General features: G+C 69.8%; 24 protein-coding genes and 3 tRNA genes. 11 read left to right on the top strand and 16 right to left on the bottom strand.

Annotated elements, in window-relative coordinates; genetic code table 11:
- Window positions 1-57: 57 nt before the first annotated feature.
- Window positions 58-921, bottom strand: a complete 864-nt coding sequence (locus OG494_RS34760) for a helix-turn-helix domain-containing protein (protein ID WP_328445992.1) — start codon at window positions 919-921, stop codon at window positions 58-60.
- A 241-nt stretch (window positions 922-1,162) separates the two neighbouring features.
- Between OG494_RS34760 and OG494_RS34765 the strand changes: the two genes are divergently transcribed.
- Together OG494_RS34765 and gndA are read left to right on the top strand one after the other, a co-directional pair.
- Entirely contained in the window at window positions 1,163-2,083 is a 921-nt protein-coding gene (locus OG494_RS34765; RefSeq protein ID WP_328445994.1) for an MBL fold metallo-hydrolase, read from the top strand.
- 85 nt (window positions 2,084-2,168) lie between these two features.
- Window positions 2,169-3,608, top strand: a complete 1,440-nt coding sequence (gene gndA, locus OG494_RS34770) for an NADP-dependent phosphogluconate dehydrogenase (RefSeq protein ID WP_328445996.1) — start codon at window positions 2,169-2,171, stop codon at window positions 3,606-3,608.
- Between the two features lie 114 nt (window positions 3,609-3,722).
- Here gndA and OG494_RS34775 read toward each other — a convergent pair whose 3' ends face one another.
- From OG494_RS34775 to OG494_RS34795, 5 genes are all read right to left on the bottom strand, one after another.
- Window positions 3,723-4,463, bottom strand: coding sequence for a Clp protease N-terminal domain-containing protein (locus OG494_RS34775; protein ID WP_328445998.1), 741 nt, complete (start codon window positions 4,461-4,463; stop codon window positions 3,723-3,725).
- Between the two features lie 52 nt (window positions 4,464-4,515).
- Window positions 4,516-5,730 carry an NAD(P)/FAD-dependent oxidoreductase gene (locus tag OG494_RS34780; RefSeq protein WP_328459109.1) on the bottom strand — a complete coding sequence of 405 codons (1,215 nt, stop codon included), beginning with the start codon at window positions 5,728-5,730 and terminating at the stop codon, window positions 4,516-4,518.
- A 58-nt stretch (window positions 5,731-5,788) separates the two neighbouring features.
- On the bottom strand, window positions 5,789-6,574 hold the full coding sequence (locus tag OG494_RS34785) for an IclR family transcriptional regulator (protein ID WP_328445999.1): 786 nt from the start codon (window positions 6,572-6,574) through the stop codon (window positions 5,789-5,791).
- A 94-nt stretch (window positions 6,575-6,668) separates the two neighbouring features.
- Window positions 6,669-6,986, bottom strand: a complete 318-nt coding sequence (locus OG494_RS34790) for an NIPSNAP family protein (protein WP_328446000.1) — start codon at window positions 6,984-6,986, stop codon at window positions 6,669-6,671.
- Window positions 6,986-8,125 (bottom strand): 5-methyltetrahydropteroyltriglutamate--homocysteine S-methyltransferase, encoded by a 1,140-nt coding sequence (locus tag OG494_RS34795; RefSeq protein WP_328446001.1) that lies wholly within the window; start codon window positions 8,123-8,125, stop codon window positions 6,986-6,988. Before OG494_RS34795 ends, OG494_RS34790 begins: the two co-directional genes overlap by 1 nt.
- Before the next feature lie 119 nt (window positions 8,126-8,244).
- Here OG494_RS34795 and OG494_RS34800 point away from each other — a divergent pair, with 119 nt between their 5' ends.
- Window positions 8,245-9,576, top strand: a complete 1,332-nt coding sequence (locus tag OG494_RS34800) for a nucleobase:cation symporter-2 family protein (protein ID WP_328446002.1) — start codon at window positions 8,245-8,247, stop codon at window positions 9,574-9,576.
- Here the strand turns inward: OG494_RS34800 and OG494_RS34805 are convergent.
- Window positions 9,563-10,102, bottom strand: a complete 540-nt coding sequence (locus OG494_RS34805; RefSeq protein ID WP_328446004.1) for a TetR/AcrR family transcriptional regulator — start codon at window positions 10,100-10,102, stop codon at window positions 9,563-9,565. The two genes, OG494_RS34800 and OG494_RS34805, sit on opposite strands and share 14 nt — an antisense overlap.
- Window positions 10,103-10,192: 90 nt before the next feature.
- On the opposite strand from OG494_RS34805, the gene OG494_RS34810 reads away from it, so the two are divergent.
- The gene (locus OG494_RS34810) at window positions 10,193-10,639 is read left to right on the top strand and encodes a pyridoxamine 5'-phosphate oxidase family protein (RefSeq protein ID WP_328446006.1); all 447 of its coding nucleotides are present in this window, start codon (window positions 10,193-10,195) and stop codon (window positions 10,637-10,639) included.
- Here OG494_RS34810 and OG494_RS34815 read toward each other — a convergent pair whose 3' ends face one another.
- The gene (locus tag OG494_RS34815) at window positions 10,640-11,155 is read right to left on the bottom strand and encodes a hypothetical protein (RefSeq protein WP_328446008.1); all 516 of its coding nucleotides are present in this window, start codon (window positions 11,153-11,155) and stop codon (window positions 10,640-10,642) included.
- 130 nt (window positions 11,156-11,285) lie between these two features.
- Here OG494_RS34815 and OG494_RS34820 point away from each other — a divergent pair, with 130 nt between their 5' ends.
- Window positions 11,286-12,038 (top strand): rhomboid-like protein, encoded by a 753-nt coding sequence (locus OG494_RS34820; RefSeq protein WP_328446010.1) that lies wholly within the window; start codon window positions 11,286-11,288, stop codon window positions 12,036-12,038.
- A gap of 40 nt (window positions 12,039-12,078) precedes the next feature.
- A complete protein-coding gene (locus tag OG494_RS34825) occupies window positions 12,079-14,394 on the top strand; it encodes a sensor domain-containing protein (protein WP_328446012.1) in 2,316 nt (771 codons plus the stop codon).
- A 10-nt stretch (window positions 14,395-14,404) separates the two neighbouring features.
- Here the strand turns inward: OG494_RS34825 and OG494_RS34830 are convergent, their stop codons facing one another.
- The 6 genes from OG494_RS34830 to OG494_RS34855 all read right to left on the bottom strand — a co-directional run bounded on the left by OG494_RS34830 (window position 14,405) and on the right by OG494_RS34855 (window position 16,832).
- On the bottom strand, window positions 14,405-14,755 hold the full coding sequence (locus tag OG494_RS34830) for a YciI family protein (RefSeq protein ID WP_328446014.1): 351 nt from the start codon (window positions 14,753-14,755) through the stop codon (window positions 14,405-14,407).
- A 474-nt stretch (window positions 14,756-15,229) separates the two neighbouring features.
- Window positions 15,230-15,303 (bottom strand) — tRNA-Phe (locus tag OG494_RS34835).
- Window positions 15,304-15,334: 31 nt separating this feature from the next.
- Window positions 15,335-15,408: transfer RNA gene (locus OG494_RS34840), tRNA-Asp, on the bottom strand.
- Window positions 15,409-15,445: 37 nt separating this feature from the next.
- Window positions 15,446-15,518 (bottom strand) — tRNA-Glu (locus OG494_RS34845).
- A 101-nt stretch (window positions 15,519-15,619) separates the two neighbouring features.
- Window positions 15,620-16,414 (bottom strand): SCO6745 family protein, encoded by a 795-nt coding sequence (locus OG494_RS34850; protein ID WP_328446016.1) that lies wholly within the window; start codon window positions 16,412-16,414, stop codon window positions 15,620-15,622.
- A 163-nt stretch (window positions 16,415-16,577) separates the two neighbouring features.
- Window positions 16,578-16,832, bottom strand: a complete 255-nt coding sequence (locus OG494_RS34855) for a hypothetical protein (protein ID WP_328446018.1) — start codon at window positions 16,830-16,832, stop codon at window positions 16,578-16,580.
- Between the two features lie 628 nt (window positions 16,833-17,460).
- Here OG494_RS34855 and OG494_RS34860 point away from each other — a divergent pair.
- On the top strand, window positions 17,461-17,898 hold the full coding sequence (locus OG494_RS34860; RefSeq protein ID WP_326945766.1) for a hypothetical protein: 438 nt from the start codon (window positions 17,461-17,463) through the stop codon (window positions 17,896-17,898).
- A 179-nt stretch (window positions 17,899-18,077) separates the two neighbouring features.
- Here the strand turns inward: OG494_RS34860 and OG494_RS34865 are convergent, their stop codons facing one another.
- Window positions 18,078-18,281 carry a cold-shock protein gene (locus OG494_RS34865; RefSeq protein WP_003097368.1) on the bottom strand — a complete coding sequence of 68 codons (204 nt, stop codon included), beginning with the start codon at window positions 18,279-18,281 and terminating at the stop codon, window positions 18,078-18,080.
- A 470-nt stretch (window positions 18,282-18,751) separates the two neighbouring features.
- On the opposite strand from OG494_RS34865, the gene OG494_RS34870 reads away from it, so the two are divergent.
- The 4 genes from OG494_RS34870 to OG494_RS34885 all read left to right on the top strand — a co-directional run bounded on the left by OG494_RS34870 (window position 18,752) and on the right by OG494_RS34885 (window position 21,484).
- A complete protein-coding gene (locus OG494_RS34870; protein WP_328446024.1) occupies window positions 18,752-19,951 on the top strand; it encodes a L,D-transpeptidase in 1,200 nt (399 codons plus the stop codon).
- 174 nt (window positions 19,952-20,125) lie between these two features.
- Complete coding sequence (locus tag OG494_RS34875; RefSeq protein WP_328446026.1) at window positions 20,126-20,431, top strand: hypothetical protein; 306 nt, start codon at window positions 20,126-20,128, stop codon at window positions 20,429-20,431.
- Window positions 20,432-20,435: 4 nt separating this feature from the next.
- Window positions 20,436-20,990, top strand: coding sequence for a SigE family RNA polymerase sigma factor (locus OG494_RS34880; RefSeq protein ID WP_328446028.1), 555 nt, complete (start codon window positions 20,436-20,438; stop codon window positions 20,988-20,990).
- Between the two features lie 5 nt (window positions 20,991-20,995).
- Window positions 20,996-21,484 (top strand): hypothetical protein, encoded by a 489-nt coding sequence (locus OG494_RS34885; protein ID WP_328446030.1) that lies wholly within the window; start codon window positions 20,996-20,998, stop codon window positions 21,482-21,484.
- A gap of 344 nt (window positions 21,485-21,828) precedes the next feature.
- Here OG494_RS34885 and OG494_RS34890 read toward each other — a convergent pair whose 3' ends face one another.
- Window positions 21,829-23,205, bottom strand: a complete 1,377-nt coding sequence (locus tag OG494_RS34890; protein WP_442874322.1) for an MFS transporter — start codon at window positions 23,203-23,205, stop codon at window positions 21,829-21,831.
- Between the last annotated feature and the right edge of the window lie 196 nt (window positions 23,206-23,401).

Raw genomic sequence — 23,401 nt, forward strand, 5'->3', positions numbered from 1 at the left:
CAGCAGCACTCTACCGAAAGTTGTTCACCACGTGGACGTCTCGCGGGGCCGTTCGCCCTATTGGATCTGCTGCATCTGCGCGCGGTAACCCTCCGCGAGCTCCTTGAGGAACTGGCGGGTTTCCTGACGTTCCAACGCGGCTCCGCGCAGCCTGTCCCACGAGTCGACGAAGATGTTGAAGTCCTTGACGTCGTCGAGGTACAGCCCGCCCGCGGAGTGCTCGATGTAGACGAAGTCCCGGGTGCGGTCCGGGAAGCGCATGATCGTGAAGTCGTTGGGCACCGCGGCCAGCCGCGCGCCGAAGGGCAGCACGTGGACGTACACCCGCGGGTGCCGCTCGAGCGAGAGCAGGTGCTCGACCTGGTCCAGCATCACCGCGGGCGCGGACCCGCCGGGCGCCCGGCGAAGGGCGCCTTCGCTGATGATGAACCGGTAGTACGGCGGCTGCTGCTGTTCGAAGACGGCTTTGCGGTCGAGCCGGTTGCGCACCAGCGACGTCACGTCGGTGGCGCCGAACTCGGTGAACTGCTTGAGCATGTAGTGCTCGGACTGCAGCGGGCCGGGGATGCGCTCGCCGTGCCAGGTGAGGATCTCCGCGGCGGCGGGTTCCAGGTCCGTGAAGGTGCGGAACCAGTGCGGCACCACGGAGCGGTAGCCGGACCAGTGGCCGCGCTGCCCGGCGGCCGCGCGCGCCAGGTTCATCAGCGTGTCGGCCTCTTCGCCGTTGATCCCGAACGCGTTCAGCATCGATCGCACATCCCCGAGCTTGACCCCGACGGCACCGGACTCGATCTTGTTGACCTTGCCCTGGGTGCAGCCGAGAACCTCGGCAACCTGCTGCTGTGTCATCCGCGCCGCGGTGCGGGCGTGCCGGAGCTCGTTCCCGAGCTGCTTCCGGCGCGAGGTGACGGTGCTGGCCATCGCCCTGCTCTCCCGGACCACTATCAAGCGATGACGGCCCGTATCCGGAGCCGTCACCACACGCGAACTATCGAACCCACCCAGGTTAGTGCTTGCCCTGCGGATCTCGATGATGACATCGCGCAGCGTTCCAGGAAATGTCGCGGAACGCCAGCCACCTGGGTTGTCACTCGCCTGGACCAGTGAAATTCCGAATTATTCCGCCAACCGGCGGAGCCGGGTTTCGGGCAGACTGATGCGCGTGACCGATCGTTCTCCCGCCGCTGCCGCCGTCACCCGGCTGGCCGACCAGGTCCACGGGTACGTCCAGCCGGACGGCTCCTGGTACATCAACAACTGCGGGTTCGTCGCAGCCGGTGACCACACCGTGCTGATCGACACCTGCTCGACCGAACGCCGCACGCGCGCGCTGCTCGCCGCCGTCGAAGGCGCCACCGGCCGCCCGGTGACGACGCTGGTGAACACCCACCACCACGGCGACCACACCAACGGCAACTACCTGGTCGAGGGCGCCACGGTCATCGGGCACCGCAAGACCCGCGAGCTGATGGTCGCCGAGGGCATCCAGACGTTCGACGGCATCTTCACCGGCAACGACTGGGGCGAACTGCGGTCACGGCCGCCCGAGGTCGTGTTCGACGACCGGCTGACCGTGCACGCCGGCGACGTCACCATCGAGCTGATCCACCCCGGCCACGCCGCCCACACGACCAACGACGTGCTCGTCTGGCTGCCCGAGCAGCGAGTCCTCTACGCCGGTGACCTGGTGTTCAACGGCGGCAGCCCGTTCGCGCTGATGGGCTCGGTGGCCGGCTGGCGGGCCGCGCTGGACGTCATCCGCGAGCTGGAGCCCGAAGTGATCCTGCCCGGCCACGGCCCGGCGTGCGGCCCGGACGTCGTGGACACAGTGGACGACTACCTGGCCTTCGTCCAGCGGACGGCCGAACGCGGGAAGGCCGCCGGACTGGGGCCGCTGGAGCTGGCCAAGGACACCGACCTCGGCGAGTTCGCCGGGCTCAGCGAGCAGGAGCGGCTGCCGGGCAACCTGCACCGGGCGTACGCCGAGCTGGACGGCGCCGAGTGGGGCGCGCAGATCGACCTGGCCGCGGCCGTGATGGACATGGTCGCGTTCAACGGCGAGCCGATCCGCTGTTTTTCCTGAACTGAGTGAGCCGCGTCTTCGTGCCCTTCCTTGAGCGCACGTTCGGACTAGGGTCTGAATCGAGAGAGTCTTCGGAAGGATGCGGATGAGCAAGAAGGCGAGCATCGGGGTCACCGGCCTGGCGGTCATGGGCCGCAACCTGGCCCGGAACCTGGCGCGGCACGGGCACACGGTGGCCCTGCACAACCGGTCCGAGGAGCGGACCCGCAACCTGGTGGACCAGTTCGGCGACGAGGGCGACTTCATCCCGGCGTACTCCGCGCAGGAGTTCGTCGACGCGCTGGAGCGGCCCCGGCAGGTCGTGATCATGGTCAAGGCCGGCGGCCCGACGGACGCCGTCATCGACGAGTTCGCGCCGCTGCTGGAAGACGGCGACGTGATCATCGACGCCGGCAACGCGCACTTCGCCGACACCCGGCGTCGCGAGAAGGCCCTGCGCGAGCGCGGGTTGCACTTCGTCGGCAGCGGCGTCTCCGGCGGCGAGGAAGGCGCGCTCCACGGGCCGAGCATCATGCCCGGCGGCTCGAAGGAGTCCTACGAGTCCCTCGGCCCGCTGTTCGAGGACATCTCGGCGAAGGTCGACGGCGAGCCGTGCTGCACGCACATCGGCGCCGACGGCGCCGGCCACTTCGTCAAGATGGTGCACAACGGCATCGAGTACGCCGACATGCAGCTGATCGCGGAGTCGTTCGACCTGCTGCGCGGCGCGGGCGGCTACTCCCCCGCGGAGATCGCCGACGTGTTCCGCACCTGGAACACCGGCCGGCTCGACTCCTACCTGATCGAGATCACCGCCCAGGTGCTCGCGCACGTCGACCAGGCGTCCGGCAAGCCGTTCGTCGACGTCGTCGCGGACGCCGCCGAGCAGAAGGGCACCGGCCGCTGGACCGTGCAGATCGGCCTTGACCTGGGCGTCCCGATCTCGGGCATCGCCGAAGCCGTCTTCGCGCGTTCGCTGTCCGGCTCGACGTCGCTGCGTTCGGCCGCTCGCGGTCTGGGCGGCCCGGCGCGGTCGCCGCTGACCGGCTCGTCGCTGGAGCGCTTCGCCGACGACGTCGAGCAGGCGCTGTACGCGTCGAAGGTCGTCGCGTACGCGCAGGGCTTCAACCAGATCCAGGCCGGCGCGACCGAGTACGGCTGGGACATCGACCTCGGCAAGGTCGCCTCGATCTGGCGCGGTGGCTGCATCATCCGCGCGAAGTTCCTCAACGACATCACCGCGGCCTACGCCGAAGAGCCGGGCCTGCCGACCCTGCTCACCTCCGGCGGCTTCCGCAAGGCCGTCGAGGACGCGCAGGACTCGTGGCGCTCGGTGATCTCGACGGCGGTGCGGCTGGGCATCCCGACGCCGGGCTTCTCGACGGCGCTGGCGTACTACGACGGCCTGCGCGCCGACCGCCTCCCGGCGGCCCTGGTGCAGGGCCAGCGCGACTTCTTCGGGGCGCACACGTACCGCCGCGTCGACCGCGAGGGCTCGTTCCACACCGCGTGGGCCGAAGACGGCCGCCCGGAGTCCGACGCCTGAGTTCAAGTCCGTGAAGGCCTCCTTACCGGCCATAAGAGCCGGTAAGGAGGCCTTCACGGCTTTCCGGGGTGCCTGAGCGGGAAGACCCCCTGGTCCATCCCGATCAGAGCAGCGTCACTGGCCTCGCGCGGCGAGGATCTCCGTCAGGACCGCGACGATCTTCTCCTCGGCCTTGTCCTTCTTGATCCCGAGGCCGTCGAGCACCTGGAAGCCGACGCCTTCGCCCTGCTCCAGCAGCGCCAGCAGGATGTGCTCGGTGCCGATGTAGTTGTGCCCGAGCCGCAAGCCTTCGCGCAGGGTCAGCTCCAGGGCCTTCTTCCCCCCGGCGCTGAACGGCATCGGGCTGGGCACCTCGCCGGCCGGCTCGGGCAGCTGGGCCTCGGCGGTCTCCTGGACGGTCTCCAGGGTGACGCCCTGGGCGAGGATCGCGCCCGCCGCGAGGGCCGCGGGCTCGGTGAGCAGGCCCAGCACGAGGTGCACGGTGTCGATCGCCGGGCTGCGGTGGTCGATGGCCGCCTTCTGGGCCGCGACGATCACGTGCCGCGCGCGGTCGGTGTAGCGGCCGTAGACGCGCTCGATCGCGCCGGAGGCGTCACCGCCCGGGTCCACCTTCGGCACGAACCGCTTCTGCGCGGCCTGTTTGGTGACGCCCATGCTCTTGCCGATCTCGGTCCAGGAGGCGCCGGAGCGGCGGGCCTGGTCGACGAAGTGGCCGATGAGGTGGTCGGCGACGTCGCCGAGGTGCTCGCCCATGTAGACGGCGTCGGAGAGCTGGGCGAGGGCGTCCTGGTCGTTGTTGCTCTTGATGGCGGTGATGAGGTCGTCGAGTTTGACGGAGTAGTCAGGCAGGTTCATGCCGTCAACTGTAGGTTGACGCACTCGGTGCGTCAACCGCGAGTTGACGATCTCAGGCGACGCGCGCCTTCAGGTGCGCCTTCAGGTCGAACCCGCTCGCTTCCAGGTCCGCGTACGCCGGGTGCGGGTCGGCGGTGAACAGCCGTCGCGCGGCGATGTGGTCGGCCGGGCGGTTCACCGACTCGACCGCGATGAGGACGTCCTCGCGGAAGGACAGCACGGAGAACTTGCCCGCTTCGCGATCACCCGCCACCACCGTCCGGTCGGCGCGGTCGAGGATCCCGGCGATCTGCAGCTTCGCGCCCGACTGGTCGGTCCAGAACCACGGCAGGCTCGCGTACGGCTCTTCGGTGCCGGTCAGCGCCGCGGCCACGCACCGGGCCTGGTCGACGGCGTTCTGCACCGACTCCAGCCGGGTCGCCGCGCCCGCCTGCACACACGGGAAGTTCGCGCAGTCGCCGATCGCGAAGATCCGCGGGTCGGACGTGCGCAGGTGCGCGTCGACGACCACGCCGTTCGCGATGTCCAGCCCGGCGGCCTCGGCGAGCGTCGTCTCCGGCACGACGCCGACGGCGACCACGACGAGATCGGCGGGCAGGCGCGTGCCGTCGGACAGCTCGACCTCGCGGACGCGCTCGTCGCCGTGCAGCGCGGAAACCCCTTGGCCCAGCAGGACAGTGTGCCCGGCCTCGCGGTGCAGCGAAGCGAAGTAGGCGGAGATCTCGGGCGACGCGACGCGGTTGAGCAGCCGGTCCTGCGCCTCGACGATCGTCACCGGCCGGCCGGCGTGGGAGGCGAACTCGAGCCCGATGAAGCCGCCACCGACCACGACGACGTCCCGCGCGCCGGAAAGCGACGCGCGGAGCCGGTCGGCGTCGTCGCGGGTGCGCAGGGCCAGCACGCCCGGGAGGTCCGCGCCGGGCACCGGCAACGCCCGGTTGCGCGCGCCGGTGGCCAGGACGACCTGGTCGTAGGCGAGCTTGGTGCCGTCTTCGAGGGTCGCGTCCTGCTTGGCACGATCGAGGGACGCGACGCGCGCGTCGACGAGTTCGATGCCCTTCTCGGCGAAGAAGTCCAAGCCGCGCAGGTGCAGCTGGTCGAGCCCGGCGGTCCCGGCCAGGTAGGCCTTCGACAACGGCGGCCGCTGGTACGGCACGCCGGGTTCGTCCCCGACCAGCACGACCCGGCCGCCGAAGCCCCGGTCGCGCAGCGACGCCGCGGCCTGGAACCCGCTCTGCCCGGCGCCGACGACGAGAACCGTGCTCACTCCCTGCTCACCCATGGTTTCATCTGAGCACAACCCGCTCGGCTCGTCGAGGAGTCGATCAGTGGGGTTCGCCGCTCGTCCGCAACGCCCGCGGCGCGCCCAGCACGCGCGAGATCCCCCGCGCCGCCGCTCGCACGGCCGGAACCAGCGTCCGCGGGTCGGTGCCCTCGGCCGGGACCACCACCGAAATCGCCGCCGCGACTTCGTCGTCCGAGCCGTAGACCGGGGCCGCCACCGAGAGGGCGATCAGCTCGATCTGGCCGTCGCTGATGGCGTACCCGTTGCGCCGGACGTCGGCCAGGACCCGCCGCAGTTCGCCTTCCGAGCTGATCGTCTTGGGCGTGAACACCTTCAGCGGGCTCTCGACGACCTCCGCTTGGACGTCGGCCGGCGCGTGCGCGAGCAGGACCTGGCCGACACCGGTCGCATGGGCCGGCAACCGGCCACCGACCCGCGTCAGGACGTTCACCGCACCGCGGCCGGAGATGCGCTCGACGTAGACGACCTCGGGTCCGTCGAGCACCGCGAGCTGCACGTTCTGGTGCGTGGCCTCGTAAAGGTCCTCCAGGAACGGCATCGCGCTCTCCCGGAGTTCCGCGCCGTGCGGCGCGAGAGAGGCGACCTCCCACAGCCACAGCCCGACGCGGTACGCGCCGGCGTCGTCGCGGACGAGCGCACCGCGCCGGGTCAGCTCGCCGGCGATCCGGTGGGTGGTGGACAGGGGCAGCCCGACGCGGCGGCTCAGCTCGGACAGCGTGAGTTGCGGCCGCTCAGCCGAGAACGCGCCCAGCAGGTCGAGGACGCGGTCGACCACGGACGGCGGCCGCTGCGCGCTGTGTCGCATGGGATCAGTCTTCGCACCGGCGGGAAGAGCCGCAACCCGCGAGCACCGGTCGTCGACGGGGCCGCCCCGGACTCGCCCGGGGCGGCGCCGCACGTCAGAGCTCGTCGTCCGGGAGCAGCGGCCGCATGAACGACCGCCGGTAGCGCACCACGCAACCGCTGTCCTCGCGGATCTTGTCGGCCTCGATGAAGTCCGGGTCGACGCCGAACAAGGTCCGGTACTGCTCGTACGCGGCGAAGCTCTCGAAGCTGAACAACGCGCGCGCTTCGTCGCTCGCCCCTTCGGAGGGCAGGAAGTAGCCGTGGTGGACGCCTCCTTCGCGCTGCACCAACCGCATCCACGCGGCGGCGAAGCGTTCGAAATCGGCGATCTTCGCGGGGTCGATGACGTAGTCGACGACGCAGGTGATCATCAGTGGCCGCCCCAGACGCGGTCGGCCGTCTTCACGATCAGTTCCAGCTTCCGCAGCTGGTCGTCCACGGTGAGGTCGTTGCCCTCCTCGGTCGAGGAGAACCCGCACTGCCCCGACAGGCAAAGGCGGTCGACGTCGACGTACTGCGACGCCTCCTCGATCCGCCGCACCAGGACGTCCGGGTCCTCCAGTTCCGGCCGCTTGGTGGTGACCAGCCCGAGCACGACCTTCTTGTCCTTCGGCACGAACCGCAGCGGCTCGAAGCCGCCGGAGCGTTCGTCGTCGTACTCCAGGAAGAACCCGTCGACGGCCAGGTCGCCGAACACGGCCTCCGCGACGAACTCGTAACTCCCGGAAGCGGCCCACGACGACCGGAAGTTCCCACGGCACAAGTGCGTCGTCACGGTCAGGTCGTCCGGACGGCCGGCCAGCGCCGCGTTGATCGTCGCGATGTTGCGCAGGTGCTGGGTGTCCGGATCGCCGCCCATCCGCTTGACGAGCTCGCGCTGCGCCGGGTCGTTCAGGTACGCGAGGCTCGTGTCGTCGAGCTGCAGGTAGCGGCAGCCGAGACCGTGCACCGCGGCGACCTGCGCGGAATACGCCGCGCTGAGGTCGGTGAAGAACTCTTCCAGGTCCGGGTAGACGGTCTCGCTGACGGCCGCCCGGCCACCGCGGTAGTAGACCATGCTCGGCGACGGGATGGTCAGCTTCGGCGTCACACCGGGGTCCACATGGGACTGGAGGAACCGGAAGTGGTCGGCGAAAATCGGCTCCTCGAGCCGCACCTTGCCGTCGACCTGCAAGCCGGGCGGGCTGAACTCGAGATCGCCCGCCAGGTTGTGGAACTTGACGTGCAGCCGTTCGTCGCTCTTGGAGATGCCGCCGAGTGCGTAGATGAAGTCCATGTGCCACGAGGCGCGCCGGAACTCGCCGTCGGTGGCCGAGCTCAGCCCGGCCGCCCGCTGCATCTTGATCACGTCACGGATCGCGTCGTCCTCGACCGCGCGGAGCTGCTCCGCACCGATCTCACCGCTTTCGTGCCGCCGTCGCGCGTCGCGCAGCACCGGGGGCCGCAGGAGGCTCCCGACGTGATCGGCGCGAAACGGCGGGCCCACCTGGGAAATACCGCCCGATGTCATGCACCGATGGTCACACATCGCGGCCCGATCCGCCGCACCCCCGGAAACACGATCATGACGGCGGCGTCTTGCTACCGTCATCCGCACCGCGTTGGCTGGCACGGCAAAGGGGGCTGTTCATGACGAAACCCGAGGTCCACCCGGTAGACCAGGGCCTGCCCGCCGGCCGGCTGGCGCTGCTCGGCCTGCAGCACATGTCGATCATGTACGCCGGCGCCGTCGCGGTGCCGCTGATCGTCGGCAGCGCGCTCAAGCTCGACCCGGCGACGATCGGCCTGCTGGTGAACGCCGATCTGCTGGTCGCGGGCATCGCCACGCTGATCCAGTCGATCGGCATCGGCAAGCTGCTGGGCATCCGGCTGCCGGTGGTGGCGGGCGCGACGTTCAGCGTCGTCAACCCGATGATCCTCATCGCGTCGCAGTACGGCCTGCCCGCGGTCTACGGCGCGATGCTGGCGTCCGGCGTCTTCGGGCTGCTCATCGCGAAGCCGTTCGCGAAGCTGATCCGCTTCTTCCCGCCGCTGGTCACCGGGACGCTGCTGCTCGTCATCGGCGTCTCGCTGCTCGGCCCGGGCGCCGGGCTGATCGCGGGCAACGACCCGACCGCGCCGGACTACGCGGCCCTGTCGCACATCCTGCTCGCGTTCGGCGTGCTCGCGCTGCTCGTGCTGTTCACGCGGGTGCTGCGCGGGTTCGCCAACCAGATAGGCCCGCTGCTGGCCCTGGCGATCGGGCTGGTCGTCGCGATCCCGCTGGGGCTGGTGCACTGGGACGGCCTGAGCGCGGCCGGCTGGTTCGGCCTCACGGCGCCGTTCCACTTCGGCGCGCCGACGTTCCCGGTCGCCGCGATCCTGTCGATGTGCGTGGTCATGCTGGTGACGTTCACCGAGTCGACCGCCGACATGATCGCCGTCGGCGAGATCACCGGGCGCCCGCCGACGGACTCCGACCTCGCGCGAGGCCTGGCCACCGACGGCTTCTCGGCCGTGCTCGGCGGCGTGATGAACTCCTTCCCCGACACGGCTTTCGCGCAGAACGTCGGCTTGGTGCGGATGACCGGCGTGCGCAGCCGCTGGGTGGTCGCGGTGACCGGCGGGATCCTGGTGCTGATGGGCCTGGTCCCGAAGATCGGCGCGTTCATCGCGGCGATCCCCCAACCGGTGGTCGGCGGCGTCGCGGTGGTGATGTTCGCGATGGTCGCCGCGGTCGGCGCGCAGAACCTCCGCACGGTGGAGTTCTCCGGCAACCACAACACTTTTGTCGTGGCGGTGGCGTTGGGCGTCGGCCTGCTGCCGGCGTTCGCGCCGAAGATCTTCCAGCACTTCCCGGCCTGGCTGCAGACGATCGGCGGCAGCTCGATCACGGTGACAGCGGTACTGGCCTTCGCACTGAACCTGCTGTTCAACCACCTGGGCCGTGGCGAGGAACCGGATCTGCTCAAAGAGTCCTGAGCAGCCGTTCGACGAGTTGCGCCCCGACGCCCGGCTCGACCGGGAGTCGGAACAACACGCGCAGGTAGAGCGGCGCCAGGACGTGGTCGAGCACCTCCTGGACCTCCGGCACCGCCTCGCCGCGCGACGCGGCCGCGTCGAGCGTCCGCTGCAGGTCGTCGCCGCGGGCCCGGAGGTACTCCACCGGTTCGCGCTCCGGGGCCATCGTCGCGACGAGCGCGCGCAGCAGGATCTGGCCGTGGCGGTCGCGCATCGCGCTTTCGACGCCGTCCGCCCAGCCGGTCAGGTCGCCGCGCAGGGAGCCGGTGACCGGGATCGGGGACGTCGAGCGCAGGCGCGTCACGGCGGCGTCGAGCAGCAAGTTGTCGCGGCTGCCCCAGCGGCGGTAGATGCTCGTCGGGTTGACGCCGGCGCGCTCGGCGATCTTCGGGATCGCCGCGTCGATTTCGCCCGCGCCGAGCAGCTCGATGACGGCGTCGTGCACCGCGTCGCGGACGCGGGCGCTGCGGCCGCCGGGTCGGGTCATGCGGCCATCCTAAAGCAAACACGCTTGCCTTAACGAGCCGCGCCTGCGTACCCTTAAGGCAAATCAGATTGCCTTAAGGAGCTGGGACCCATGGCCCGCAAGATGACCCGCGAACAGCGCGAAGCCTTCCTCGCCGAACCACGCGTCGGCGTCCTGAGCGTCGCCGCCGAGCCCGGACGCGCGCCGCTGACCACGCCGATCTGGTACCGCTACGAGCCGGGCGGGGACGTCATGGTGATGACGTCACCCGGGCTGCGCAAGACCCGGCTGATCGAGGAAGCCGGCCGGTTCGCGCTGTGCGTGCAGGAGCAGGACGGCGTCTACAAGTACGTCTCGGTCGAGGGTCCGGTCGTCAAGACGTGGCCGATGACCAAGGAGGAACGCCACGAGGTCGCCGCCCGCTACCTGCCGCCGGGTGTCAGCGAGGCCTACACGGACGCGACCGACGCCACCCACGGGCACAACATCGCCATCACGATGCGCCCGGAACGCTGGAACACGTCCGACTTCAGCGACCTCAACCAGCAGCTCGCCTGATCACCAGCAGATGATCAGGATGCACGTGATCTGGTGCGGCGCCGAGCTCGCCGGGGGCGGCGGCGACTGAACACCCGCCGGGGTCGTCGTGGTCGAGGTGACCGTGACCCCCGGGCCGCCGCCGGTCGGCGTCGTGGTGGTCGTGCTCGAGGATTCGGTGCTGCTCGGCGTATCCGACGTCGTCCCCGGCACCTCGGTGACGGTGCCCGCGTGCGTGCCGGGGACGACGTCGCCGCCGGTGCCCCCGCCGACTCCGCCGTCGTTCGGCGAGTCCGTCGCCTGGCCCGCGCCGCCGAGGCCGGTGGTGCGCTGCGGCATCGGGACGACCTTGATCTGGTCGACCGGGGCGGCGTCCTGGTGCACCTGACCACTGCTGAACGCGACCAGCACCGCGGCGGCCCCGCAGCCGATGACGACGGCGAGCATCACCGCGACCACCCGCCACCGCGATTGCACCGGCCGGTCGCCCCAACCCTCGCGCACGAGCAGCTCGGCAACCGATACCTCGTCGTTCACGGCGGTATTTTTACCGCACAAAGCACCCGAACGGGTGAGGTACCGGCAAAAATTCGTTACGTGCTGTGCAATCTGACGGTCAGTGACTATCCACAGGGGTTTCACAGCTGCGGTTGGGGAGAATCCCAGCATGCCCGGCGAAGCTGAATCCATGCTGCTGAAAGCCGAACCGCGGGTCCTCGACCTCGCGGGTCCGGCACGGCGGAAGTGGCGGCAGCTCGTCCGGTTCATCCCGAACCCGCGGACGACGCCGTTCACCTTCGGCTATCTCGTCCTCCTGCTCGGCACGACCCTGTTGCTCCGGTTCGCCGACTCGGCGCTGACCGACCGGCTCCTGCGGCTGTCCAGCACCGACGCGCACAACCTGTGGCGGCGGCCGCTGACCTCGCTGCTGACCAGCGCGCTCTGGCTGGCCGACGAAGGCTGGCTCGTCTACGTCCTCATCTTCGCGATCGCCGTCGCGCCCCTGGAACGGCGGTTCGGCATCCGCCGCGCGGCCACCGTGTTCTTCTCCGGCCACGTGCTCGCCACGCTCGTCACCGAACTGCCGGTGATGGGGCTGATCAGCGCGCACGTCCTGCCGAGCTCGGCCGGGCACTGGCTCGACATCGGCGTCAGCTACGGCTTCTTCACCACCGCCGGCGCCCTGGTCTTCCTGCTTCGCGGCCGCACGCGGCTCCTCGCGCTGGCCGCGATGGAGGCGTTCGTCGCGGTGATCTACCTCAGCGACGACCCGACGACCCTCGACTCGGTCGTCACGCTGCTCGGCCACGCCGTCGCCGCGCACTTCGGGCTGCTGTTCTGGGGCCCGCGGCTGCGTCGCGCATCCGCAGGCCGAGCCCGGATTCCGGCGGGTATGCAGGGGCCGGAGTCGGTGGTGTAATCGACGGGCCACAGCCGCGGAGCATGGGGGACGGACGCTCATGGAGGCAGACTCCCTCGCCGGGCTGGTCGAGCTGAGCCCGGACGCGATCTGCGTCCACGAGAACGGTGTCGTCACCTACGCCAACCGCGCCGCCCTGGACGCCTTCGCCGCCTGCTCCGCCGACGAGGTCGTCGGCCGCCGGTTCACGGACTTCGTCGACGAGGACTCCCGGCCCGCGCTGCTGGAGAAACTCGCGCTGCTGGCCGAACCGGGCGCCGCGACCGAGCCCGTCGAAGCACTGATGTCCCGGCTGGACGGCAGCAAGTTCGCCGTCGAGGCGCAGACCGTGCGCACGGCCACGAACGCCTACCAGGTCGTCATGCGTGACATCACCGCGAAGAAGGCGGCCGCCGACGCCCTCCGCTACCAGGCCGCCCTCGTGTCGCACGTCAGCGACGCCTTGATCGCGACCACCGGCGAAGGTGTCGTGACCAGCTGGAACCCGGCCGCCGAGACGGTCTACGGGTGGACCGCGGCCGAAGCCGTCGGCCGCCGGGCGAGTGAGCTGATCGGCGCGCCGCTGGAGCTGCGCCGCGGTGGCGTCGCCGAGGCCGTGCACCGGCGACGCGACGGCGCGCCGCTCACCGTCCGGGTTTCGGCAGCTGAGATGAACGACGGCTGGGTGCTCGTCTGCGCGGACGAAACCGCGCGGCGGCGGGCCGAACAGAACTACCGCACGGTCGTAGCGTCACTCGACGAAGGCGTGCTGGTGATGGGCCCGGCCGGGCTCATCGAGGCGGCGAACCCGGCGGCGTGCCGGATCCTCGGCGTCGCCGAAACCGACCTCATCGGCGTCCCGTGCCACACGCTCGTGCTGTTCACCGAGTCCGGGCAGTGGATCCCGCCGGACGAGATGCCGTCGGTGGAGACGCGGCGGACCGGGGTCACGCACAACGGCCTGGTCGTGCGCCTGCGCCGGCCGGACGGCCGCGACGTCTGGGTGTCGCTGACCTCGCGGCTGCTCAACCCGGACGATCCGACGGCGGCCACGGTCGTCACGTCGTTCACCGACATCAGCGAAACCCGCGCGATCAGCGCGCGGCTCGCGCACGACGCCACCCACGACCCGCTGACCCGGCTGGCGAACCGGACGCTGGTGCTCGACCGCCTCGACGTCCGGGGCCGCCGCGGCCCGGCGACCGTGCTGTTCCTCGACCTGGACAAGTTCAAGGTCATCAACGACTCCCTCGGGCACTCGGTCGGTGACCAGGTGCTGCGGATCGTCGGCGAGCGGCTGCGACGCGGCTCGGGCCGCGCCGACCTCGTCGGCCGGCTCGGCGGCGACGAGTTCGTGGTCGTCACCGACGAAGTCACCGAGCCCGGCGAGGTCCGTGCCCTGGCCGAGCACCTGCGGGCCGCGATGGCCGAGCCGATCGGCGTGCTCGGGCGGCAGCTGCACCTCGACGCCAGCATCGGCGTCGTGCTCGTCGAGGCCGCCGACCAGCGCAGCGCCGAGGACCTGCTGCGTGACGCGGATGTCGCGATGTACCAAGCGAAAACGCTCGGCCGGGGCCGCCACCACGTCTTCGACGTCGGCCTGCGCGAGCGGATGCAGCGGCGGCTGCAGCTGGAACAGGACCTGCGCGACGCCGTGCAGGAGGGCCAGCTCTGGCCCGCCTACCAGCCGGTGGTCGATCTGAAGACCGGCGAAATGGTGGCGGTCGAGGCGTTGCTGCGCTGGACGCACCCCCGGCTCGGCCCGATCTCCCCGGCGGAGTTCATCCCGCTGGCCGAGGAGAGCGACCTGATCAACGTGATCGGCAAGGAGATGCTCCGCACCACCACCCGCGAACTCGCCTCGCGCCGCGCGAACCAGGGGCTCGACCTGACGCTGAAGGTCAACATCTCCACGCGTCAGCTCGACGACCCGCACCTGGTGCCCGCGGTCCGGGACGCGCTCGCGAGCACCGGGCTGCCGGCGGACGCGCTCTGCCTGGAGGTCACCGAAAGCGCGTTGATGCGAGACCAGGAAGCCGCCGGAGAAGTGTTGGCAGCGCTGCGATCCCTGGGAGTGCTGCTCGCGATCGACGACTTCGGCACTGGATATTCGTCACTCGCGCAGCTGCGCCGGCTGACGCTGGACACGCTCAAGATCGACCGCTCGTTCATCACCGGGATCGCCGAATCACGCGACGCCGAGGCGATCGTCACGAGCATCATCGCGATGGCCCACGCGGTCGACCTGACGGTCATCGCCGAGGGCGTCGAGACCGCGGAGCAGCTGGAACTGCTCCGCAGGCTCGACTGTGACCAGGCACAGGGGTTCCACCTCGGCCGGCCGATCCCGGCGGACGAACTGTTCGGGAGCCGGTAGCCGCTCGAGGTCAACCCTCGTGGATCACCTTGCGCACCTCGACGGCGGTGTACCGCGCGTCCGGGATCTTCCCGGCCAGCTCGACGGCCCGCTCCTCGCTCTCGACGTCGACGACGTAGTAACCGCAGAGGAAGGCCTCGGACGCGACGAAGGTGCCGTTCTCGACACGCGGCACGCCGTCCTCGACCCGGACGGTCCGGGTGCCGGCGGGATCGATGAGCGCCTTGGTCTCGACCATCTCGCCGGATCCGGTGACGAGCTTGATGAATTCGCCGTGGCCTTCGTAGACGCCGTTCTTCTGGTCGTCGGTCAGGGTGGCCCAGAGCGTCGGGTTCATGTGCAGCGTGAGCAGGTAGCGCATGGCGGTTCCCCTTGGCAGGTGGCGGCCCGTTCTCGGGCTGCCTTCGCCGGTGGGTCGACGCCGTTCCCGGGGTCCGGACACGCCTGCTTGCCGTTCACTCGTTCGGCCTAACGGGTAGCTCGACGCGGCCGTGGATCCGGATGCTCTCCCGCCACCGGACGCCTCCGCTTGGTACGAGGCCCACTACACGAACCCCGCGACCATCGATCCGACGGTCTACGATCCCGCCGCCGGAAACCGCCGACACCGGACTCGCGTCGTTCGGGCTCCGAGGCGTCGCGACCGGCGAGCTGACCCGGGCGGCCGAGGGGCGCCGGCTGATGGTCGAGAACGCCGGCCCGGCCCCTACCGGATCCAGCCGGGCACGGTGGTCGTGCTCACCGAGGGCCCCAAGCCGGTCGGGTACTTCCACGTCGAGGAAACCGGGCAACGAAAAAACCGCCCCGACTGAGTCGAGACGGTTTTCGTGAGCGGTGGCCAGGGCCGGGGTCGAACCGGCGACCTTCCGCTTTTCAGGCGGACGCTCGTACCAACTGAGCTACCTGGCCGGGAACGCCGGCCTGGAGCCGAACGATCTTGCGACCCTGACGGGACTCGAACCCGCGACCTTCGCCGTGACAGGGCGACGCGCTAACCAACTGCGCCACAGGGCCTTGCGTACTGCTTTCGTGCTTGTCCTACTGTACTGCGTACTCCCAACGGGATTCGAACCCGCGTTGCCGCCTTGAAAGGGCGGAGTCCTAGGCCGCTGGACGATGGGAGCCCGATCAGTTTCGGCTAACCGACCGACCGCGCTCTCAGGTTGTCCCCCGGGAGCGATTACAAGCATAGGGCACGCCACCACCCCGTTGCACCGGGGGTTCCTTAACCCTTCGGCAAAGCCGGGACCTGCGCAAACTCGGCCAGCTCGGCCACGCGACGGCCGAGCTCGGCGCGTTCGGCCTCCGTCAGCGCCGACTCCAGCAGCTCGCCGACACGCTCGTCGGTCAGCGCCTCCGCTCGGTGCCGGCGATCTCGGAGGTCCGGCTTGCGCGCCGCCGACGTGATCAGCTCGTCGACCGCCTCCGACGGCCACGCCGTGCGCAGCAGGCGCTCGCGGCCGCCCTCGGGGTCGGCCACCACGGCTTCCGGCACCGACAGGCCCGACGCCCGCAGCGCCGCGAAGTGCAGGCCGCCGCGCAGCTCGCGGAAGACCATCAGCGCGAAACCGAGCCGTTCCGCGTCGCCTTCCGGGCGCGCGGCGTTCTTCCAGCCCGCGAAGAGCGCGAGGCCGCTCGCGTCCGCCGCGTCGACCACGCGGAACAGCAGGTCCGCCAAGCGGCCCGGCTCCGGTGCGGCCGAAAGGTTGACGCGGGACCAGCGCGCCGATGACTCCGCGTAGGCACGCACCGCGGCGGGCGCGTCCAGGGCCGCCGTCGACGGCGGCAGCACGACCTCGAACAGCCAGTGCGGGAAGATGCCGAACAGCTCCGCGGCCACCTTCGGCGGGACGTCGCCGAGCACCGCCGACCGGCCTCGCACATACAGCGAACGCGGCGGCAGGCCCACTTCGGCTTCGACCTCCGCCAGCTCCGGCGACGTCATGAACTTGCCGCCCAGCACCTGCACCACCGGGCGGATCCGGTTCGCCAGCCCGGCCGCTTCTTCGATCGCCAGCATCTCCGGCCCCTTTCGACGCGGCAAACGTAACACTGTTACGAAACCCGCGTCAAGAAACCTCCGACCACTCGGGAATCACTGCCACAAAAGAACGGCGACCTGCACGAACATCACCGGAAAGGCCCGGCGGCGACCACCCGGGCCGCCGGACCCGCCGACCACCTCACCGCTGGACCGGCGCCTGCCCGTCCTCGTCCAGATTCAAGCCCAGCATCTCCAGCAGCTGGACGCAGTCGCCGACCCCCAGCGCACCGTTCGCCACCGCCAGCCGGGCCCGCCGGACCTGATCGTCCGACACCCGCTGCGTATCGGCGGCACCACTGCGCTGCGCCGGCAAACCCCCAGCGAGCACAGCACCACCCCCATCGGCACCTTCGTACCGAAGGAGGAACTCTCGCACTTCGACAGACCCGCTCATAGCCCCTCCACACGGCTCACAACAACTTGGCCGCGAGGCTAACCAGCACCGGGCGCCACACACAGCCCCCCGGAGAGTGAACCTGGCGCCACGCTGCGCTCAACGCAGCGCAATCAGCACTCCCGAAGAACAACACCACCCGAACGAACGTCACCCCAGCGCAAAGTGACACCGCACGCGGAAATTTCCCGCTCGCCACTCGCCCAACCACGCAAGTCGTGCAACAATCGAGGTGCTGACACACCCCCGGTCAGCGCCTGTGGAGATCCCCTCCGACCCCCGCGTTCCTCCCCCTGGCGCGGGGGTCCTCCATTTCTCGGGGCGGGCTTCGGGCTTCGCCCTTCGCGCCCCGATCATTCCGGCGTATCTCCCGGGGGCCGAGCCCCCGGACCCCCACGGTGCCTTCGCCGGGCTTCCAGCGTGGTTTCGGCTTTGGGCGCTTCGCGCCCTTGCCTTTCTTTTGAGTGGTCCCTTTGTGTGATCGACTCGTACTGTTAGTGACTGGTTGCGGTGTGTTCCATTTACGTTGAGCTATTCGGGTGGGGGTTGGGCTGATTGGGTAAATAAAGGGGCGTGTCGTGGCTCACAGTGGTTTGTGTGGTGAGACCCAACCGTTATCGTGTGGTTCGTGCCCCTTCCCTCACTCGGCCGCTTAGGCAGCCGCACGAACCTCAAGGCAGTGTCCTCCGGGCGTCACCGCGGTGCCGCCAAGACCGCCGACGACGGTGTTGTCGAGGACAAGGAACTCACGAGCTACCTGGCCGCCCTGGCGCCTGATGCGGACAATGAGAGCACCGGAACCGGCAAGCGGTTCGGTGAAGCGCAGGTGTTCCAGCTGCGGATGAGCCTCATCGCCAGCAAGCAGCTCACCGACGTCGCCGAGGCCCGCGGCATTTCGCCCCAGGCCCTCGCTCAGGAGTGGATCCTCGAGCGGCTCAACTGGGAGGGGCAGGCCGCCTCCCTCCAGGACCAGCGGCAGGTCGGGGCCGAAGAGGTCACCGACCTCACCGACGAGTTCCACTTCCCCGCCGACGCGTTCGACGCGCCGGCCGTCGGACGGCGCTGACCAGCCCCGCAGCTCATGAGAAAGGGCCCCCGGCGGAAGCCGGGGGCCCTTCACTCAGGCCTTGAGAGACGCAAAGGGCCTGCGAGACTTGTTCAGCCGTCGCCCGCCGCAAGGGCGTGCGCACGAACCAGCGGGTCTGTGTGCGGGGCGCGGTGGGCTGACCGGAACAAGCCTCGGTCTCAGATCGCGCGGACCTTCTGGGCCTGCGGGCCCTTCTGGCCCTGGCCGACCTCGAACTCCACTCGCTGGTTCTCCTCGAGGGTGCGGAAGCCGCGTCCCTCGATCTCCGAGTAGTGCACGAACACGTCGCCTTCGCCGCCGTCCTGCGCGATGAAGCCGAAGCCCTTCTCCGCGTTGAACCACTTCACAGTGCCTTGCGCCACCGCTGTTCTCCTCGTTACACAGATCCGCTTCGAATGCCACCGAAGCGGCACCCCGGCCGTCCCGGGCGGTTCCAACGAGTCGAGTCAAGAGCGTGTCGGCTCCATGGCTCGCGTCAGAAGTTCCGCGAGTGTGAAGCCACGAACACGCAAAACGACGGCCTGCACGCAGACTACCGGGATCTGGCCAAAGTTGAACCCCGTGATCGAGGCGAAAAACGCCTGCCCGGGCCAAGGTCACCGGAACGTCGTAGGGCTCCGCGCCCGGTTCTGTCGGACCCACCGGTTAGTCTTGCGCGACACATCGACTCCGTGATCACCGGATACGGCTCGGAGTCGGTCGTGCCCCCTCTGTATAAGCCTCTCCGGGCGACTGTGACGCTCGTCACTCGAACACTGCTCAACGTTCGAGGTCCGCGAGGCGTCTCGTAAGAGGGGAAGCACCAAAGGGGCAAAGGGGAATAGCAGTGACGGTGAGGACTTCCACGCGGCGCCGGGGCGCGGCTGTGGCACTGGGCTTGGTCGCCGTGCTGACACTGGGGGCGTGCAGCAGTGAACCCACGGTGTCGGCGAGCGGGACGTCGGGCGGGGGCCCGACGCAGGCGCCGGCGCCCACGGCGCAGCCCGCGAAGCTGGCGGTGACACCGGCCGCGGGCGCGCAGGACGTGGCGCCCGGCGAACCCGTCGGCGTCAAGGTCGACAGCGGCACGATCGTGTCGGTCACGCTGACCAACCCGGACGGCAAGCAGGTCCAGGGACAGACGTCGGCGGACAAGAAGAGCTGGAGCACCACCGAGCAGCTCGGCTACGGCAAGACCTACACCTGGGCCGGCCAGGCCGCGGGCGCCGACGGCAAGAACGTGCCCATCGGCGGCACGTTCACCACCGTCAAGCCGAAGCGGCAGACGCAGGCCAGCCTGAACGTCGGTGACGGCCAGACGTACGGCATCGCGATGCCGATCGCCTTGAGCTTCCCGAGCCGTGTCACGGACAAGGCTTCCGTCGAGAAGGCGCTTTCCGTCGAGACGACGCCGAAGACCGAGGGCTCCTGGGCTTGGCTGGACGGCGACACTTCGGTGCACTGGCGGCCGAAGGAGTACTTCAAGCCCAACACGCAGGTGAAGGTCAACGCCAAGATCTACGGCGTCAAGATCGGCGAAGGCGTGTACGGCAAGCAGGACGTGTCGGCCAGCTTCGCGATCGGGCGCTCGCAGATCGTCAAGGGCAACACCACGCAGCACACCATGCAGGTGATCCGCGACGGCCAGCAGATCGCGGACTACCCGGTGAGCTACGGCCTCGACTCCGACCCGGGCCGCGTCACCCACAGCGGCACGCACGTCGTGATGGGCAAGCAGTCCACGTACGCGATGAGCAACCCGAAGTACCACTACGAGAACGTCGTGGTGCCGTGGGCGGTCCGGATCTCCAACAACGGCGAGTTCATCCACGGCCTGGCCGCGTCGGTCTGGGCCCAGGGCAAGAAGAACATCTCGCACGGCTGCCTGAACCTGTCGCCCGCGCGCGCCAAGGAGTACTACGACGGCGTGCTCACCGGCGACCCGGTCGAGATCACCGGCAGCACCCAGACGCTGACCGCCAAGGACGGCGACTACAGCGACTGGACCTACGACTGGGCGAGCTGGCAGAAGCTGTCGGCGCTCGCCGGCTGAGAAAAGACCTTCGAGGAACACCGGGCGGCCGGGAAGCCCAGCACGGACTTCCCGGCCGTTCGTGCTTTCCGCGAAACCCGGGGAATCCGATGCAACCCCGGCGATCCCCCACCGCATGACTACGGGCAGAGGCGCGGCGATCGACGGCCGCGCCCGCGAGAATGAGGAGCTGTCTTGCGTATCCGCATCGCCTTGTCCCTCGGCGCGCTCGTGCTCGCCGGTGGCGCCCTGACCGGTGGCATCGCCATGGCCGCCCCGTCGCCGACGGCGCCGCCCCAGGCGACGACGACCCGGCCGGCCGAGCCGCCCACCCAGGCTCCGGCCCCGGCCCAGACCACCCGCAAGCCCGTGTCGGCGCCGAGCGCCGTCCCGGCGACGTCGAAGGCCCCGCGCGCCGAGCAGGCTCCGCGTGTCCCCCGCGCCGTCCCGGCCGGCCCGACCGGTGATCTGCACCTGCCGGCCATCGGGGTGACCCGGTAGTCAGGTGATCACCCGCTCCCGTCCGTCGACCGGGCCGGGCTCGCCGTGGGACGGCGAGTTCGCCCGGTACTTCGGCGAGCGCGCGCACAGCCTCCGGTCCACGGCGTACCTGCTCTGCGGTGACTGGCACCAAGCCGAAGACCTCACGCAGGCGGCCCTGATCAAGCTGTACCTCGCCTGGCCGAGGCTGTCGCGCCACGACACCCTGGACGCCTACGCCCGCAAGGTCGTGCTGCGCACGTTCCTCGCCGAGCACCGGCGCAGCAGGTGGAAACGGGAGCGGCTCACCGACACCCTGCCCGAGCTCCCGGCGGAAGCCGCCGGGAGCGAGCAGGACATGCTGGTCCGGCAGGCCTTGGCCGTGCTGGCCCCCAAGCAGCGCGCCGTGCTGGTGCTGCGGTACTTCGAGGACCTGAGCGTCGAGGAGACGGCGCAGGCGCTCGGCTGCAGCACCGGCACGGTGAAGAGCCAGGCCTCCCGGGGCCTGGCCACCCTGCGCAACCGGCTCGGCCCGCACTACACCGCGCTGACGTTCAGCGCGCCCACGGAGGGGAGGTGACGAACATGGACCCCGAAGACGACGTCCGCGTGATCCTGACCGGCGCGACCGGTGACACGCCGCCGATGCGGCTGGAGGCCGCCGACGTGATCGAACGCGGCGGCCGGATCCGGCGGCGGCGAAAGCGCCTGGCGGTCGTGGGCACTTCGACCGCGACGGCGGTGATCCTCGCGGTGGCCGGTTTCCTGGCCGGCCACCGCCTCGGGCCGCCGGACCCGGTGCAGCCCGCCGACCCCGGCCTGTCCACGCTCGGCACCACCGCTCCCCCGTCGCCCCCGTCGCCGCTGCCGATGCCGTCCCAGGAGGAAGTCCCGGCGACGTCGATCGCGCCGCCGGAGGCCCAGCCGGGCCGCTCGGTGCCGCGCACGCAGCGGCCGGCCGGCCCGCCGGTCGCCGCGAGCACCCGCAAGTCGGAGCAGTCCAAGTCGGCCACGCCGCCGTCCGCGAATCCGACCCAGACGGTCCCCGAGGCACCTCGCACGACGTCACCCTGACGATTTCCGCAGTTCAGCGGCGTGGTGCAGATCACTCTTCCGAAGTGGGTTTCCGACGAAATGCCGCGCGGGTTCGTGGCGATATGCCCTGTGGCGTTCGTCCGGACGCCGGGCAACTGCTCAGCCGGCTCGGTCGCCGGCCCGAGAACCCGAGGAGGAAGCACATGGTGTTCGCCGCACTGATCGTCGAAACCGGAGTGGCTGTTGTGGTCGCGAGTGCACTGGCCGCCTGGTCCCGCAAGCGCTTCGCTCCTCGTAGCGACGCCGGCTGACCGGCCCGCAACGTACGTGTGCCCCGCCCGGTGATCCGGACGGGGCACACGTATTTCGAGGCGCGGGACCGCTCAACGCTGAGCGGACGCGCCGGTCAGGGACTTGCCGCCCCCGCTGTCTTCGGTGTCGATCTGCTCGATCGGCACCTGCGATGTCTCCGGGATCTTGATGATCGGGATGATCGCGATCAGCGCCGCGGCCATCAGGTAGTACGCCGGCCAGTCCGGGTTTCCGGTGCTCTGGATCAACGCCGTCACGATGACACCGCAGGTACCACCGAACAGGGACGTCGAGATGTTGTAGCCGATCGCGAACGAGCCGTACCGGACGCGGGTCGGGAACATCGCCGGGAACGTCGAGCCGATCACCGCGAGCATCAGCACCAGCAGGATCGCCACGATCAGGAACCCGACGAACAGCCAGAAGATGCTGCCGGACTGCATGAGCTTGAGCGAAGGCCAGCTCAGCACCAGGAACCCGATGGCCGCGGTGAGCAGCAGCGGTTTCCGGCCGATCTTGTCGGACAGCGCGCCGAGCGGGATGATGATCGCCATCTGCAGGACCTCGACCGCGATGATGATCAGCGTCGAGGTGTTGTCGTTGATCTTCAACGTTTCCGTGAAGTACGTCGGCATCGTGGTCAGCAGCAGGTAGTCCGCGACGTTCAGCAGCAGCACGATCCCGATCAGGTTGAGGATCATCCGCCAGTTGCGGGTGAAGATCTCCTTGAGCGGGGCCTTCCGCGGCTTCTCGCCCGAGGCCTCCAGCCGGCGGAACTCGGGGGTGTCCTCGAGCTTGTTCCGCAGGTAGAGCCCGACGAGGCCCAGCGGCAGCGCGACGAAGAACGGGATCCGCCAGCCCCAGGCGTCGACCTGGTCGGCCGACAGCGAGAGCGTCACGGCGAGCACCACGAGGTTGCCGAGCACGTACCCGGCGAGCGTCCCCAGTTCGAGGAAGCTGCCGAAGAAACCACGGCGCTTCGTCGGCGAGTACTCGGCGATGAACGTCGCCGCGCCGCCGTACTCACCGCCGGTGGAGAAGCCCTGGATGATCCGCAGGAGCAGGATCGCGATCGGGGCCGCGATCCCCATGCTGTAGCCGCCGGAGTACGTCGGCAGGACGCCGACGAGGAAGGTGCAGCCCGACATCAGCAGGATCGTGATGGCCAGGACCTTCTGGCGGCCGATCTTGTCACCGAGCGGGCCGAAGAACGCCCCGCCGAACGGCCGCACGATGAACCCGACCGCGAGCAGTGCCAGCGACTTGAGGACGGCGTTGCCGTCGCCGGGGAAGAACTCCGAGCCGATGCTGACGGCGATCGCGCCCGAGGTGAAGACACCGTAGTCGTACCACTCGGTGGCGTTCCCCATCGCGGAAGCCCACACGGCGCGCTTGACGGTTCTCTCGTCCACTTCCGGTTTGCCCGTCGTAGCTGCTGGTTCGCTCATGCCGGCGACGACCTCCTCCGTACCGTGCCCCGTGGGCCGTTCGAGCTCATCAAGCCAGTCTTGCCCGGTTGCCGCAGGTCGGCAGTCTGAGCCGGAGAATCTCTACAGTGGGGAACTTTCCGGCTACCGAGAGGTGTAGGTTGCCCGGTCACGGCGCGGGTCGGACGAAGTGGACGACTACCGGCGAGTTAACGTC

This window comes from Amycolatopsis sp. NBC_00438 (assembly GCF_036026695.1).
GTDB lineage: Bacteria > Actinomycetota > Actinomycetes > Mycobacteriales > Pseudonocardiaceae > Amycolatopsis.

Coding starts and splice junctions, on each gene's coding strand:
- OG494_RS34760 (WP_328445992.1), bottom strand. CDS start 921: ATGGCCAGCACCGTCACCTCGCGCCGGAAGCAGCTCGGGAACGAGCTC.
- OG494_RS34890 (WP_442874322.1), bottom strand. CDS start 23,205: ATGAGCGAACCAGCAGCTACGACGGGCAAACCGGAAGTGGACGAGAGA.
- OG494_RS34810 (WP_328446006.1), top strand. CDS start 10,193: ATGGCCCGCAAGATGACCCGCGAACAGCGCGAAGCCTTCCTCGCCGAA.
- OG494_RS34790 (WP_328446000.1), bottom strand. CDS start 6,986: ATGATCACCTGCGTCGTCGACTACGTCATCGACCCCGCGAAGATCGCC.
- OG494_RS34775 (WP_328445998.1), bottom strand. CDS start 4,463: ATGAACCTGCCTGACTACTCCGTCAAACTCGACGACCTCATCACCGCC.
- gndA (WP_328445996.1), top strand. CDS start 2,169: ATGAGCAAGAAGGCGAGCATCGGGGTCACCGGCCTGGCGGTCATGGGC.
- OG494_RS34820 (WP_328446010.1), top strand. CDS start 11,286: ATGCCCGGCGAAGCTGAATCCATGCTGCTGAAAGCCGAACCGCGGGTC.
- OG494_RS34800 (WP_328446002.1), top strand. CDS start 8,245: ATGACGAAACCCGAGGTCCACCCGGTAGACCAGGGCCTGCCCGCCGGC.
- OG494_RS34825 (WP_328446012.1), top strand. CDS start 12,079: ATGGAGGCAGACTCCCTCGCCGGGCTGGTCGAGCTGAGCCCGGACGCG.
- OG494_RS34885 (WP_328446030.1), top strand. CDS start 20,996: ATGGACCCCGAAGACGACGTCCGCGTGATCCTGACCGGCGCGACCGGT.
- OG494_RS34805 (WP_328446004.1), bottom strand. CDS start 10,102: ATGACCCGACCCGGCGGCCGCAGCGCCCGCGTCCGCGACGCGGTGCAC.
- OG494_RS34830 (WP_328446014.1), bottom strand. CDS start 14,755: ATGCGCTACCTGCTCACGCTGCACATGAACCCGACGCTCTGGGCCACC.
- OG494_RS34855 (WP_328446018.1), bottom strand. CDS start 16,832: ATGAGCGGGTCTGTCGAAGTGCGAGAGTTCCTCCTTCGGTACGAAGGT.
- OG494_RS34785 (WP_328445999.1), bottom strand. CDS start 6,574: ATGCGACACAGCGCGCAGCGGCCGCCGTCCGTGGTCGACCGCGTCCTC.
- OG494_RS34795 (WP_328446001.1), bottom strand. CDS start 8,125: ATGACATCGGGCGGTATTTCCCAGGTGGGCCCGCCGTTTCGCGCCGAT.
- OG494_RS34850 (WP_328446016.1), bottom strand. CDS start 16,414: ATGCTGGCGATCGAAGAAGCGGCCGGGCTGGCGAACCGGATCCGCCCG.